Source organism: Flavobacterium cellulosilyticum (genome assembly GCF_004349355.1).
GTDB classification, from domain to species: Bacteria; Bacteroidota; Bacteroidia; order Flavobacteriales; family Flavobacteriaceae; genus Flavobacterium; species Flavobacterium cellulosilyticum.
On the sequence record NZ_SMFK01000008.1, the window covers coordinates 1 to 16563 of the forward strand.

Annotated in this window: 8 protein-coding genes and 1 pseudogene; 2 read left to right on the forward strand and 7 right to left on the reverse strand. The window is 31.9% G+C overall.

What is annotated here, in order from left to right:
- The 7 genes and pseudogenes from E0F76_RS12350 to E0F76_RS12380 all read right to left on the reverse strand — a co-directional run.
- Nucleotides 1-975 (reverse strand): annotated as a pseudogene (locus E0F76_RS12350) (hypothetical protein); the annotation flags it as partial.
- 22 nt (nucleotides 976-997) lie between these two features.
- Nucleotides 998-1792 carry a hypothetical protein gene (locus tag E0F76_RS12355; protein WP_132006366.1) on the reverse strand — a complete coding sequence of 265 codons (795 nt, stop codon included), beginning with the start codon at nucleotides 1790-1792 and terminating at the stop codon, nucleotides 998-1000.
- A gap of 26 nt (nucleotides 1793-1818) precedes the next feature.
- Nucleotides 1819-2895, reverse strand: a complete 1077-nt coding sequence (locus tag E0F76_RS12360) for a hypothetical protein (protein WP_132006369.1) — start codon at nucleotides 2893-2895, stop codon at nucleotides 1819-1821.
- Nucleotides 2896-3245: 350 nt separating this feature from the next.
- Nucleotides 3246-3431, reverse strand: coding sequence for a YgaP family membrane protein (locus E0F76_RS12365; RefSeq protein WP_132006372.1), 186 nt, complete (start codon nucleotides 3429-3431; stop codon nucleotides 3246-3248).
- Nucleotides 3432-3446: 15 nt separating this feature from the next.
- Nucleotides 3447-6686 carry an efflux RND transporter permease subunit gene (locus E0F76_RS12370; protein WP_132006375.1) on the reverse strand — a complete coding sequence of 1080 codons (3240 nt, stop codon included), beginning with the start codon at nucleotides 6684-6686 and terminating at the stop codon, nucleotides 3447-3449.
- A 231-nt stretch (nucleotides 6687-6917) separates the two neighbouring features.
- Nucleotides 6918-8000: an efflux RND transporter periplasmic adaptor subunit gene (locus E0F76_RS12375; protein ID WP_132006378.1), complete on the reverse strand. Its 1083-nt coding sequence runs from the start codon at nucleotides 7998-8000 to the stop codon at nucleotides 6918-6920.
- 93 nt (nucleotides 8001-8093) lie between these two features.
- Entirely contained in the window at nucleotides 8094-9407 is a 1314-nt protein-coding gene (locus E0F76_RS12380; protein WP_132006381.1) for a TolC family protein, read from the reverse strand.
- A gap of 285 nt (nucleotides 9408-9692) precedes the next feature.
- Between E0F76_RS12380 and E0F76_RS12385 the strand changes: the two genes are divergently transcribed.
- Together E0F76_RS12385 and E0F76_RS12390 are read left to right on the forward strand one after the other, a co-directional pair.
- On the forward strand, nucleotides 9693-11714 hold the full coding sequence (locus tag E0F76_RS12385) for a PAS domain S-box protein (RefSeq protein WP_132006384.1): 2022 nt from the start codon (nucleotides 9693-9695) through the stop codon (nucleotides 11712-11714).
- A 347-nt stretch (nucleotides 11715-12061) separates the two neighbouring features.
- Nucleotides 12062-16558 carry a PAS domain S-box protein gene (locus tag E0F76_RS12390; RefSeq protein ID WP_132006387.1) on the forward strand — a complete coding sequence of 1499 codons (4497 nt, stop codon included), beginning with the start codon at nucleotides 12062-12064 and terminating at the stop codon, nucleotides 16556-16558.
- The last annotated feature ends 5 nt before the right edge of the window (nucleotides 16559-16563 follow it).

Consider the following 16563-nt stretch of genomic DNA (forward strand, 5'->3'; position numbering starts at 1 on the left):
TAATGCAGTATTTGTAGCGTCAGTAGTTGCTAATCCAGTTAAATCTGATGTATTTGCTTTTAGTGCTAACGCTGTATTTGTAGCGTCAGTAGTTGCTAATCCAGTTAAATCTGATGCATTTGCTTTTAGTGCTAAAGCTGTATTTGTAGCGTCAGTAGTTGCTAATCCAGTTAAATCTGATGTATTTGCTTTTAGTGCTAAAGCTGTATTTGTAGCGTCAGTAGTTGCTAATCCAGTTAAATCTGATGTATTTGCTTTTAGTGCTAAYGCAGTATTTGTAGCGTCAGTAGTTGCTAATCCAGTTAAATCTGATGCATTTGCTTTTAGTGCTAATGCAGTATTTGTAGCGTCAGTAGTTGCTAATCCAGTTAAATCTGATGCATTTGCTTTTAGTGCTAATGCAGTATTTGTAGCGTTAGTAGTTGCTAATCCAGTTAAATCTGATGCATTTGCTTTTAGYGCTAGTGCAGTGTTTGTAGCGTCAGTAGTTGCTAACCCCGTTAAATCTGATGCATTTGCTTTTAGTGCTAATGCTGTATTTGTAGCGGAAGTAGTTGCTAACCCAGTTAAATCTGATGCATTTGCTTTTAGTGCTAATGCAGTATTTGTAGCGTCAGTAGTTGCTAATCCTGTTAAATCTGATGCATTTGCTTTTAGTGCTAATGCGGCAGTATCGACATAGGAAATCCATTTCGATCCATCCCATATTTGCAAACCTGGTGATGAAGCATCTGTTATATATACTATCAAACCTTTTTCATTCGGTCCAAGAATCAAATTGGTTGATTGTTCACTAGTTGTCATTCTAGGAGGCAAAAACCCTTTAGTTTTACTTTCTAATTCTAAAACTGCATGTGGATTAATTGTAAATGAATTAGATCCGATTTTTTGCACAACTTGCGCTGAAACATCTGTAATTGAGAAACCAAATAGTATCAGTGTTACTATAATTTTTGAAATAGTTTTGTAATTCATTTTTTTGTTTTGTTTAATTAGATTAATTGATGATAAACCAGACTTTTCCGTCGGATTGTATCTTAAATGATTTGGGGTAGTTTAGTTGCGATATAGCAACTTTCTTAGTTAATTGAATGGGTGGATTTATATTTAATACATTTGAAGTTTCGTCTATTTTATTAATAACATATACTTTGCCTCGACAACTGCTTACCTCTGGTAAATTAATGGCAAAAGGCTTCGTTTCATTATCACATAAAATGGTGTAATCAGTTAAAAGAAGATTATAATCGGTTGATACAGTTATAACTGCATTTGTGGATTGATTGCCATCTAATTTTTGAATGGCTTGAATAATATTATCATTAGGAGTTATTTTTCCTGCTCCACTTTTATAAGCTGTAAGTGTCTTTGAAATAACGGCATCATTTTTTAAAGTAATAACTCCCGAATTAGTTATGATTGCTTCTCCAGAAACCTGTACTTCTTTAGCATTACCAACATTATCCCCAACGAATATTGCACCAGAAGACAGTTTGTTAGATGAAGAAACAGCTCCATTGTCTCCTACTAAAATCCAAATAGGAGTTGATTTTGTTCCAATATTAATCTCGATTGCTTGCAGAGTACTGTTATAAATTATCAATGCAGTGGCAGGATTCTTAATTAAATCCCGTTCATTAGAACTCATTCTGGGAATTAGTAATCCCTTAGCTTTGGAATCGATATCTAAAACAGAGGATTCATCAGGTTTTTTAGTACCAATTCCTATTTGAGCAACTGCAAAACTAGATTGCAGAAAAATTAATAATATCAAATAATTATATATTTTCATATATTTAAAGGTGATTTATAGAAAATCTAATTATAATTTTTATTAATAATTTTCTTTGTAATAGTTGAAGCTCCATTATCCAATTCAATTTTTGCAATATAGATCTCATCTGAATGGTTGAAAAGTAGGTTGTATTTTAAATCTCCATTTAGGTGCTCCGAAAATATTTTTTTGCCCATAATATCATATATATTTATAGCTGTTATTGGTAAAGTAGCATCAATATATAATCTGTTATTATTTATATATACCATCAATTCTACTTTATCAAATTTAGGAACCAAGAGTTGATTTGTTGTAGCGCCGAATGAAAAAGCAGAATAAGCCGATAAATCTACTTCTACATTTGAACTAATAGAGCCCGAAATCAAACTACTTATTTCGCCCTGTATAGAATATTCATCTACAGTTGAAGGTATTGATACCCACGCTGAACCATTCCAACCTACAATAGTTAAATTTGGTAGCGACGACGATGTTAAATCCGAAATAGCACTTGATGATCTCCAACTAAGCGAAATTCCAGCTTTTACTCCATTACCTATTATGTCCCAATATTCAACCGATGAAATCGATGATATGGATTCTTCCAAAACACTACCAATTGAGTTAAGGGATGATCTAAAGTAAGCAGCTCCTACACCTTCAAAATTAGAAGGAATTACTTGTATGGGTGCATAAATACCAGCTTGTCCAATAGGTAAAATAAAAGCAGTATTGCTTTGCGTTTCAACATAACCATCTACAAAATTCATATCGTTAGCTCCGTCCCATGATACTCCATTAGAAAAAGATAAAACTCCATAATCTAATTTATTTCTACTTGTTGTTGTTGAACCTAAACCAAAATTAAAACCATTTGAACCGTCATAAAAAACGCTACTTCCACTAATATATAACTCTCCGTCATTTTGAACTTGTGCCTGAAGTGTATTGAAATTGATAAAGATAATTATAAATAAAATATATGTGGAAAATAATTTTGTTTTTTGTCTAACTATCAAAGAAATACTTGCAGATGAGTTAATAATAAAATTTATAACTAAAGTAGCTAATTTATCATTATTGAAAGTAAAAGTATTAATAGAGTGCTTTTTACGCATTGATTTTATTTATTTTTCGGCAAACCTATGTTAAAAAATATGTGTTTAACTGAATTAAAAATTAAATCTGTTTAAAAGAGTTTAATGTCCGATTATGTACTTATTTCTCATTTCTTAGGTTCCATATAATTGAATTATTTTTAAAAAAATCAAAATGATTTAAAAATAAATTAATGAATAATTAATAAAATAATATTTTTATTAAAAATAACATAAAAGACAAAATTTCATAGATTCGTTTTGAAAGGTTTATAAACAACAATTCTAATTAGCTGTTTTTAAATAATAAAAACACAAAAGAGGATACCATTCAAGATATCCTCTTTTTTGAAATTGAATTAGTAAACTAATTAATCCTTCAATCCTAATTTAGACAAAATAGTCTCTAACAAACACCATTTGGTAAAACCGGATTGGATTAAATTGACTCCTATAAAAGCAGTGAACCACGACCAGTTTTGATTGACATATATTGTCAATATCAAACTAATTAAGATAAAAGTACCTACTAAAATTCTAAAGACTTTATTTTTCATTTTTTTTTAATTTAGTTAATTCGATATTTCCTCTTCAATCTCTTCTACTTTTGAAGAATCTTTAGATTTTTCCCATTTTTTTCGTTCTGTTATGTAATAGATAACAGGCACAACTAATAGGGTTAAAACAGTCGATACAATGGCTCCAAACACTAATGAAATCGCTAATCCTTGAAAAATTGGATCAAATAAAATAATAGAAGCTCCTATAACAACCGCTCCAGTTGTTAATAAAATTGGCGTTGCTCGTACCGCTCCTGCTTCAATAATCGCCTGTTTTATTGGCACTCCCTCATTCAGTCGGATTTCGATAAAGTCAATCAGTAAAACTGAATTTCGCACCATAACTCCAGCCAAAGCAATCATTCCGATAAATGAAGTCGCTGTAAAAAACGCACTCAATAACCAGTGTCCAAACACAATTCCGATCAACGACATTGGAATTGCCAACATCATCACCATTGGCGTTTTGAAGTTTTGAAACCATCCTACAATTAACATGTAAATGATAACAATTACCACCATAAAGGCTACTCCTAAATCACGAAAAACTTCCAAAGTGATTTGCCATTCTCCATCCCATTTTACAGTGAAATCGCTTTCGTCTGTAGGTTGTTCCATATACAATTCGCTCACTTTATAGCCTTTTGGCACTTTTATTTTGGCTAATTTTTCATTCATTCCTAGAATCGCATACACCGGACTTTCTAATGCTCCAGCCATATCGGCAGTTACATAAACCACCCGTTTTTGATCTTTTCTATAAATGGTTTTTTGCAACGTATCTTTTACCACTTTGACCAAATCACCCACCGGAATCATATTGCCTTCACTTCCTTTGATTTTTAGGTTTTTAATGTCTTGCAAACTTGTTTTGTCTTTGTCGTCAAGCGAAAGAACGATGCTCACATTGTCATTTGAATTTTCATCATACAAATTCGAAATTGGATACTCTTTTAGCAAATAAGTCAAATTCCCAACCACTTGTTGCGGAGCAATTCCATTGAGCATTGCTTTTTCTTTATCGACTTCCAATTTATATTCCACTTGATCGTCTTCTACAGTCCAATCGATATCTACAATATCCGAAGTGTTTTTCAAGATGTCTTTTACCTGATTGGCGACTTTTATTTGGTCTGCATAATTAGGCCCATAAATTTCAGCAACCAAAGTAGAAAGTACTGGCGGTCCAGGTGGAACTTCAATAATTTTTACATTTGCACCGTATTTCTTGGCAATTTTCTGAATATCAGGACGCATTTCCTTAGCAATATCGTGACTTTGCAACTTACGTTCGTCTTTGTGCAATAAATTCACTTGTATGTCTGCCATATTACTTCCGCCACGCAAATCATAATGACGAACCAATCCGTTAAAGGTAATTGGCGCCGATGTTCCAACATAATTTTGATAATTCACCACTTCAGGCTTGGTAGAAAGATACTGTGCAATTTCTTTTGTCACAGCCGCAGTACGTTCTAATGTCGTTCCTTCTGGCATATCAATTACCACTTGGAATTCATTCTTATTATCGAATGGCAGCATTTTGACCACAACCGATTTGGTAAAAAATAGGGTAACCGAACCCAATAATAAAACCACAGTTACCAATAAAAGAATTCTTCTTTTTGTACTGCTTTCCAGTAAAGGTCTTTCGAGTTTGTTGTAAATTTTATACACCCAACTCGTTTCCATTCCAACTTCATGTTTGTGTTCTTGAGATTCTTTTTCCTGAAGCAAATGATATCCCAAATATGGCGTTACGGTCAATGCTACAAACAATGATAATAGCATCGCAATCGAAGCACCAATAGGCATTGGACTCATATAAGGCCCCATCATTCCAGATACGAACGCCATTGGCAATATCGCTGCAATTACTGTGAATGTGGCCAAAATCGTTGGATTTCCTACCTCATTTATCGCATAAATAGCTGCTTGTTTGAATGGCAGTCGCTTCATCTTGAAATGGCGGTGCATGTTCTCGGCAATAATAATACTATCATCAACCACAATTCCCACCACGAAAACTAGGGCAAAAAGCGTAATTCTGTTCAATGTATAACCCAATAAATAATAAGCAAATAAAGTCAATGCAAATGTCAAAGGAACAGAGAAAAACACTACTAATCCGCCTCTCCAACCCATAGCTAATATCACTAAAAAGGTTACTGCAATAATTGCAATTCCGAGGTGTAGCAATAACTCCCCTACTTTGTCCGAGGCAGTTTCACCATAATTTCGGGTCACTTCAACATGAACATCACTTGGAATTATATTCTTTTTTAAATGCTCGACTTTGGCAATGATTTTTTCAGCAATTTTCATCGCATCCGCACCTTTTACTTTCCCAATAGAGATTGTAACCGCAGGATATTCCGATTGATCTTTTTTGAACTTTTCATTGGCTTTGCCATACCCAAAAGACACATAACTTCTCGCTGTAGACGCACCATCTTCGACTGTAGCTACTTGTTTTAAATATACAGGTCTGTTTTTATTTACACCTACAACCAAGCTTTCAACATCTTCCGAACTCGAAAGAAATTTTCCTGTTGTAACAAGATATTCTTGGTCATTATTGACAAAACTTCCCGATTGTGAACTTCCGTTATTGGTCTGAATCATGCCCATAATGCCCAAAGCATCCAGCCCATTTTCGGCCATTTTATCTTTGTCTAGAATTACTTTTAACTCTCTATTTCGACCACCAATTTCTTTGGTAATCGCCACGTCTTTCACTTTTTCAATCTCCGAAGTCACTTCTTCTGCAATTTGACGCAACTGAAAATCATCTACTTTTTCGCTCCAAAGCGTCAATCCCAACATGGGAACATCGTCAATCGAACGAGTTTTAACCATTGGTTTAGATACTCCTTTAGGAAACATATCCTCATGTTTTGCCAATTCATCATATAATTTCACATACGAACGCTCCACATCCTGACCTACATAAAATTGAACAATCAATAGCGCTTGACCGTTCATTGCCATCGTATGCACGTGCTCCACACCTTTGATGTTCGAAATAATTTTTTCGAGAGGTTTGGCCACACGACTTTCTACCTCTATTGGACTTGCTCCCGGATAACCCACCATGACGTCGGCCATCGGCACATTAATCTGCGGTTCTTCTTCCCTTGGAATCAAAAACGAACTATAAACCCCAATAATCATCAAACCTACCATCAACAAAATGGTCAATTTCGAATTGATGAAAAAATGGGCAATTTTACCTGAAATACCTTCTTGCATGTTTTTTTATTTATTTGTGCGTGACCCTCTCAAAAGGTCGGGTCGGGCTATTCGTTACAATCTTTTTCTGGTTCTCGATCCTTCCGCCAAAAAGCGGAAACTCGAACTGACGAAAAAGGATTTTCACTTCTATCCCTCACGCTGGAATTTACAATGAAATCTATTTTCTATAAACGTAGCACTACTTTGGAGCTATAATCTATAATCTGAATTCTTAAATCTGCAATCTAATTACTGAACACTAACCAAAGCTCCGTTATACAATTTTCCATCTGCTGAAATGATATAGTGTTCATTAGCTGATAAACCGGATAAAACTTCCACTTGATTACCAAATGTTTTTCCTAATCGCAACCATCTTAAAATGGCCACATTTCCTGTTCCTATTGTGTAAATTCCTTTTAACTGACCTTGGTTAACTAATGAACTCTCAGGAATTAACACTATATTTTTATTAGAAACTGTTGACTTATTTTCCACTGGAAACTGTACATTTACAAACATTCCTGATAAGACCGAAGCATCAGTTTTGTCTAGATTGATTTTTACCAAATATTGTCCGCCTGTATTAGTTGCCGATGCGCTCACTTCACTTACTTTACCCGTAAGATTGTCATTAGATGATTTCACCAAAACTTTGACAGGCATTCCTTTTTTGATAGCATTAATGTCATTTTCAGAAACCATTGTAGTTACTTCTAATTTTGACACTCCTTCAACGTTTACCAAAGGCATTCCCGGATTTGCCATATCTCCTTCTTTCACAAAAGTATTGGTTACCGTTCCAGAAAATGGAGCTGTAATATTCGAATAAGAAAATTGAGCCAGCACTTCATTTCGCATTTGTTTGGCACCTTCTAAACCTGCTTTCGCCATTTGGTAACGAGACGTCATATCATCCAGTTCTTTTTGGGAAGCAGATTGTTGTTTGAACAAAGTCACGAAACGATCATAGTCTTTTTTGGCATTGTTATATCCAGCAGTTGCTTGCAAAATACTTGCGTCTACTTGTGCTTTTTTTGCCTGTAAATCGGTATTGTTGATACTCACCAACAATTGTCCTGCTCCCACTTTTTGTCCTACTTTCACATGAACTTTAGTTACATAACCCATCATTCGAGTGCTTAAATTAGCACTGTTCTCCGCTTCAATTTTTCCACTTGCAGTGATAAATGCACCTTTGTCATTTTCAGAAACGCCACTTACTTTGACCGCTATAGCAGGTTCTGCCGTTACTGGTTCTTTTTGATCTTTTCCACAAGCGGTAAATAAAACTGCGGTAATGGAAAGGATTGCGATTATTTTTTTACTCATTATTATGTTCTTTAAAAATTGGGTTTCGTGAATCTTCGATTTCATATTGATTTATATTTTTCATCTATTATCTTTTCGTCTATTATCTATTTTCTACTTAGTTAAAAATTGTAAATATTGTTGCGTATAATTATATTCAAAAACGGATTGTAAAAACTCTAATTCTTTTTGGAACATTTGCGTTTCTGACTGCAATAAATCGGTTGTTTTTTCTAAACCTTGAGTAAAACGATTGGAACGAATTCTATAGGCTTCCCGAGATTGTTCCAAAGCTAATTTTTCTAAATTCACTTTGTTTTCAGCATCTTTCAACTGTCGATTGGCTTTATTGAGTTCCATTTGACTTTGCGCTTTGTATTGTTGGGATTCCACTACCGATTTTTGGAATTCAGCTTTTGCTTTTTCCATTTTACCAATCGATTTGTATCCATCAAAAACACTCCATGATAATTGTGCTCCCACTAAATAACCTTTGGCTGTAGTTCCAAACACCGTGTTATCGTACATTTCATAACTTCCAAAAGCATTTAATCTTGGTAAAAAATTCATTTTACTCGATTGCAACATTTTTGCATAAGCATCAGATGATTTATCCATTGCTTGAATGTCTTTTCTGCTATCAGATAATTTTGTATTGATCGTTTCAATAGTAATCGAGTTATCTAGATCTTCCAAAGGTTTGTACACCTTGCCTTTTGTGTCTTCGTTCATTAAAAAAGCCAAATAGTCTGAAGAGTTTTGCACATTACTTTTGGCAAATTGCAATTGGTTTTTAATTTCATTGCCTCGAACTTGCACCGACAATAGATCAGTTTTTTGAAGAATTCCTTGTTTGAAATAGTTTTCTACCAATTTCATATTGGCATCAGCCGTACTATTTGCTTTTTCCAAAACGCTAACCGATTTATATGCTAATTGCAACTGCATAAAAGATTTATTTACCTCGAGTTCAAAATATTCTTTAGTTCGTTCTGTTTTTATTTGATAGGCTTCCATTTTAGCTTTGGCTGCTTGTCTAGCATATATGCCGTCCATATTAATTAATGGTTGCAAAATTTCGATTTTTGTAGAATAATTTTGTGTTGTAGCAGGATTATTCAATAAAGATGGATTAAAATCTGAAGCAGTCAAAATTTCCTGATTCAATTTTGAACCAAAAGCCATCAAAGGATTTGTGGTAGAAATGGCAGTATGTGAAGCAGTAATACTTGGCAAAAACAGCGCATTGGATTGTCGATAATCTGCTTGGGACGATTGTACTTCTTGATTGGAAATCTGGATTTGCAAATTATTGTCAGATGCTTTTTGCCAAATATCTCTTTTAGAAATAGTCAACGTATCTTGGCTATAACCTAATGTTGAAATGGTAATAAATCCTATTAAAAGTATAAAATTGATGTTTCTCATAATTTAGTTTCTTAATTATTGTACAAAGATAGATTCACAGAGTGAGGTGGTCGGTAACAAGTGTTACAATGGGATTAAATTGAAGAATATAAAAAGCAGTTTTTAATTTTTACTATAAAATATTTAATTATTTTGTAATCAACTTTCAAATCATTTTAAATTGTTAATTATAATAAACACCTGAAATTTGAATGTCTAACAAACGTTAGCCGTTTTATTACTACTTCTTAACAGATTATTCACCATAAACACGTATATTACTGCAATTAATTATTACCCTATATTATGCCTGAATTATCTACAAACGAAAGAAATAGACTTGATGAATTAGATTCTTATCACATTTTAGGCGAAATAGAGCAATCTGATTACGATTTTATAACAAAAGTTGCTTCACAAATATGCGGAACTAAAATTTCTTTAATAAGTCTTATTGCAGAAGACAAACAATGGTTTTTGTCCCATCATGGACTAGAAATCCGAGAAACACCAAGAGAGTTTGCTTTTTGTTCCCATGCTATTAATAAGCCCGAAGACGTTTTTATTATTGAAGACTCCCGTAAAGACATTCGTTTTAAAGAAAATCCCCTTGTAACTGGAGATCCAAATATTGTTTTTTATGTGGGGGTTTCATTAGTTTCTGAAAAAGGATATCCGCTAGGTACACTTTGTGTAATAGATGACAAGCCAAAACATTTAAGTACAGAACAAATTGAGACATTAAAAATGTTGTCCAAACAAGTAATGCAGGTTTTAGAATTAAGAAAAAAAAGTATCGTCCTTAAAGAGTTAAATGATAAATTTTTAAAAACAGAGAAATTATTTAATGAAAGTCAGAGATTAAATAAAATTGGTGCTTGGGAGCTTGATTTAAACACAGGTATTACCCATTGGACAGATGAAGTGTATAACATTCATGAACTGCCTCTTGACTTTAATCATAATTTTGTCAATGCAATTGATTTTTATCATCCAGATGATCGAAATTTAATTACTAAAGCCTTGAATAAAACTTTATCTAGGGGAATAAATTTTGATGTAGTTTGCAGATTGATTACAGCGAAAGATAAATTAAAATGGGTAAGAGTAACTGGAATCAAATGGAATCAAATAGAAAATCAACCTAAGTTAATAGGCTCATTTCAGGATATCACAAAAATAAAATTAGCCAAAGAACGACTAGACGAATCTTTAGCTAAAAATAAGGCTATTTTTGATGCCAGCTCACTGGTAAGTATCATTATTACAGACGTATCAGGTATAATTACAGGTTTTAATAAAGGCGCAGAGTTGCAATTAGGATATAAGGCCGTTGAAATTATAGGAAAACATTCAATAGAGAGATTACATTCAAAAACTGAAATAGAAGCAGTAGGAAAAGAGCTTTCTAAAAAACTGAATACAAAAATTGAAGGATTAGATGTCTTATTTTCTAACGCAAAATTAGGAATACCTGAAACTAGAAATTGGACTTATATACGCAAAGACAATACCGATTATCCCGTATTATTATCAATATCTGCAATCAAAAGAAATGGTGATATTACAGGTTTTTTAAGTGTTGGTAGAGATATATATAAGATAAAAAAGGTTGAAAAAGATTTAATTTCATTATTGAATATCTCTGAAGATCAAAATGGACGACTTAAAAACTTTGCCTATATCGTTTCTCACAATTTAAGATCACATTCTAATGGAATAGCTATGTTACTCGATCTCTTGAAGAACGATAACCCTGAAATATATGAAAATGATTTAATAAAACACCTTCAAAAATCATCATACAACCTAACAGACACTATTAAACACTTAACTGATGTAGTTCAGATCAATGCTCAAACTAAAGACAATTTCATAGTTGTTCCTTTGAGACCAATTATTGAAAAAAATTGTAGCAGTCTACTATCTTTAGCCAAAAAAAATGAGGTGAAACTTAAAAACGAAGTACCTGATAACATAAATGTTATAGGTATAACTGCATATATTGATAGTATTATATTGAATTTTCTAACTAATGGGATTAAATATTCATCTAAAAACAGAGTTAGTTTTATTGAAATTAAAGCAGAACTGGTTGAAGAATTTGTAATGTTAACATTTAAGGATAATGGTTTAGGTATCGATTTAAAGAAACATGGACATCAACTTTTTGGCATTTATAAAACATTTCATAAACATGAAGATTCGAGAGGTGTTGGATTGTTTATAACTAAAAATCAAATTGAATCAATGGGTGGACATATCGAGGTTGAAAGCGAAATAAATGTAGGAACTACTTTTAAAATATTTTTGAAAAGTAAAAAATAATATGTCCATTATTATGGCTATCAAATAACTCTTTTTAGTTTAATTATAATTAATAATTTTATCCCCTTATCAAATTATTATTTATCATCTTAAATGCAATTTTACTAACCTAAAATGATTGAAATAAAATGGTTTTATCACACTAAATAATTTTTACAAAAGGCAATAAAAAAGTCAATTACAAGTTAAAAATCAGACAACTACGTTCAATTATTGAATAAAGATCTTTCTTATACGAAAATATTTTTTTAATAAAAAAATAAACTTTACAAATTACTCCAAATTGTTGTATTCTTGATAATTATTATATTAATATATTTACATTACTTATAATTTTCGCAATCTATATGAATTCTAGAAATCATAAACCAACGTATGAAGAATTACGAAAATTAACGAAAGACCAAGAGTCTGAAATTTTTCGTTTACGTAACAATGAAGTAGCTTTAACAAATCTAGATTTCTATTTTAAAGAATCATTAGATCTTATTTGTAAAGTTGGAACAGACGGTTTTTATAAAGAAATTAATCCTTCCTTTATTAAGACATTAGGATATTCGAGAGAGGAAGTATTAAGTATACCTCTTCTTAATTTTATCCATCCTGATGACTTGTATAAATCTAAAAAAGAATTGGAATCATTATCGAAAGGGATTACTTCAATTGACTTTGAGAATAAACTAATTAAAAAAAACGGGGAAATCATTTATATCCAGTGGACAACAAATGTGGATGTTTCAAATGAAATTATTTATGCTATTGGACGAGATGTCACAGCGATCAAAATCGCGCAAGCAGAAATATTATACAGTAAAAAATTATTGGAAAATGCTCAGGAAATTTCCAAAATAGGCAGCTGGGAGTACAATTTTGAAAATCATAAAATGATTTGGTCAAATGAATTGTATTCTATATATGATTTAAAGAAAGAGAAAAATCAAGATTTATTTCAGGAATATGTAAAACGGTTTTCAAAATCAGATGTAGAACTTTTCCTAAATAAAATTAAAAATTCTAAAATTGATAAAAAACCTTTTGAAGTTGAACAGTGCGCTATCCTAAGTAAGAATAAAACAAAATGGGTTCATGCGATTGTTCATCCCGTTGTTAATGAAAAAAAGGATGTTGTTGCATTAAGAGGGACTACACAAGATATCACAGAAAAACATCAAATTAGAAAACTTCTTAAATTTAAAAAACAGCTAGATATTGCTCAGAAATTAAAAAAAGTGGAGGTCGCAAGTAATGCCAAATTTAAAGGTTATGTAGAAAACGCTCCTGATGGTATTTTTGTTGCTGATGAAAACGGAAAATTTGTCGAAGTAAACAAAGCTGTTTCATCAATTTTCGGTTATTCTACAGATGAACTTTTAACCCTTTCTATGATGGAATTAGCATTCCAAGAATCTATTGAAGAATTGGAAATGTGTTTTAATAAATTAAAAAAGTTAGGTGAATCAAGAGGCGAATTTAAAACGATTCATAAATCTGGAGAAATAAGATGGAGTCGAATTGATTCAGTAAAAATTACTGAAACCCGATTTATTGGTTTTATTAAAGATATAACTGATATTAAAAATAGTGGTTTCCTAATTGAAACTAATGAAAAAAGATTTAGAACATTAGTTAAAAACACTAATGAAATCATAACTATTATTGATCAAAACATGAATACCGTTTTTCGAAGTTTGGGTGCAGTACGAATTACGGGTTATACACATGAAGAACATCAAACAGTTCCTACACAAGATTTTGTACACCCCGATTTTATGGACTATGTATACCAAAAACATAAAGAATCTTTTGAGAACCCAAATATACCAATACCAGTTTTGTTTCAAATTAAACATAAAGACGGTCATTATATTTGGCTAGAAGGAGTTTTGAATAATAAATTTCATGATAAAAGCATAAATGGGATTATTGGGAATTTAAGGGATGTTACTGAAGAAACAACAGCAAAAAATGTAATTACAAATAATGAAAAACGATTTAGAGCATTAGTAGAAAATAATGAAGGTATAATTACAGTTGTAGATAAAAATTTAAAAGTTTTATTCAGGAGTCCTTCATCTGCGCGAGTAACTGGATATACCGATAAAGAATTTGATGAAATTCCAGACAAGGAATATTATCATCCCGATTATTTAGAATATGTATATCAAATTATACAAAAAGCTATTGCTAATCCAGGTCAATTGTTCCCTGTATTATTTAGGGTAAAGCATAAAAACGGGCATTATATCTGGTTAGAAGGAGTTGTAAATAATAGAATTCATGATTGCAGTGTGAAGGGGATTATAGCCAATTTCAGAGATGTATCCGATAGAATTGAATTCAATGCAGCTTTAACAAAAGAAAGAGATATTTTTGCTAAAATTGCGGCTACTTCTCCAGGTTTGATTTATTCGATGCGTCAAAATTTGGATGGTTCTATATGTTATCCTTATGCCAGTGACGCCATTAAAGATATATATGGTTTTCGTTTTGAAGAAATTGAAAACAATGCAGATAAGATTTTTGAATTAATTCATCCTGAGGATGTTGCTGCAGTAAAAGAAAAAATAGCCAATACGAAAACAAATTTAGTTCCACTTAAAGGAGAATATCGTTATTTTCATCCAATAAAAGGACTTGTATGGCATGAAGTAAATTCATTGCCGGTAGTTGAACCTGATGGTTCTGTAATTTGTCATGGAATAATTACTGATATTTCTGAAAGAATTGAAGTGAAACAAAAACTTCAAAAAGCCAATAGACTTTATTTTTTTATCAGTCAAATTAATCAAATGATTGTTCGAACTATTGATCAGGAAACTCTTTTTAGAGAAGCCTGCACTATAGCTGTAGATTTAGGTGGATTTAAAATGTCCTGGATTGGATTAGTTGACCCATTAAGTAAAAATATTATTCCTGCAATGATTGCGGGAAATGATCAAGAATATTTTAATATAATTAAAACTATTTCTACTGATGAAAACACAGCCGAAGGTAATGGGCCAATAGGTACAACAATCAGAAGTGGAAATTATTGTATAAGCAATGATATCGAAAATGATTTAATAATGAGACCATGGAAAGAGGAAGCATTAAAATCCGGTTTTCAATCTATTATGGCGCTACCTATAAAAAAATTCGGCGATACCATTGGTGTTTTTGTATTTTATTCCAAAGAGAAGAACTTTTTTGACAACGAGGAGATTGCTTTATTAGAAGAAGCAACGGGTGATGTTAATTTCGCTTTAGATCTTTTCGAAAAAGAGACATTAAAAAAGAAGGTTGAACGTGAAATTTTTGAAAGTGAACAACGTTATCATACGCTAACTGAAGTTTCACCTGTTGGCATATTTCGAACTGATAAAAATGGTAACACCACTTTTGTGAATCCAAGTTGGTGTGAAATTTCAGGAATATCTTTTCAAGAAGCGTTAGGTAGCGGTTGGCTAGATGCAGTTCATGAAGATGACAAACAAAGAATTTTAAATGGATGGGAAAAAGCAACTACTATTGGAGAAAAATCATTGTCTGAATACCGTTTTATTAGACCTGATGGTTCCGTTGTTTGGGTTATGGGCCAAGCCATTGCTGAAAAAGACGAAAAAAATGAAATTATAGGTTATATTGGTACCATAACTGATATAACCTATCGAAAAGTATTAGAATCCAATTTGATTATTGCTAAAGAAATTGCAGAAACAGCCAATAAATCGAAATCTAATTTTCTTGCCAATATGAGTCATGAAATTAGAACGCCTTTAAACGGAATAATTGGTTTTACTCATTTATTAATGAAAACCAACTTAGACAGTAATCAGTTGGATTACATGTCTACAATTAATGTTTCTGCTTCCTTATTATTAGATATTGTCAACGATGTATTGGACTTTTCTAAAATTGAATCTGGAAAATTAGAATTATATATCGAAAAAATTGATTTGTTTAAATTGATACATCAAATTATTGATTTGTTTAAATATCAAGCAATAGATAAAAAATTAGAATTAATTCTTGACATAGATAAAAATGTGCCTCAATTTATTAAGGCCGATGCTATGAAAATAAAACAAATTCTAGTAAATTTATTAAGTAACGCATTAAAATTCACTGAATTTGGTGAAGTGAGATTGGAAATCAAAGAACAACAATCATTAAAAGATGATGTTTCATACCTCAAATTCTCTGTCTTAGACACTGGCAAAGGAATTCAACTGATTAATAATAAAAAAATATTTAGTTCATTTGAACAAGAAGACAATTCAACCAACAGAAAATTTGGAGGTACTGGTTTAGGGTTGGCAATTTCAAATCAATTATTGGCATTAATGGATAGTAAATTGGAATTAAACAGTATTTACGGAGAAGGAAGTGATTTCTATTTTTCCATCTATGTTAAAAAGCTCCAAAAAAGCAAAGTAAATGAAATAGTAAATAGTACTATTGAAGATATTAAACCGACGATTGACAATACGATTGTTAAAAAAATTCTTATCGTAGAAGACAATAAAATAAATATGCTTTTGGCCAAAACTCTAGTCCATAAAATTGTCCCTAATTGCATCATCCAAACTGCTTTTGACGGAAATGAAGCGATCGAAATCTTTTTAAAAGAACAACCCGACCTCATTTTGATGGATATTCAAATGCCAAATAAAAACGGATATGAAGCTACACAAGAAATTAGAAACTTAAAACTTGATGTAATAACACCAATTATTGCAGTTACAGCAGGAATACTTGCAGGTGAAAAAGAAAAATGTTTTGAGGTAGGTATGGACGATTATTTGCCAAAACCAATTGTTTATTCTGATTTAGAAAAAATACTTTTTAAATGGATAAATAAGTAAGTTCC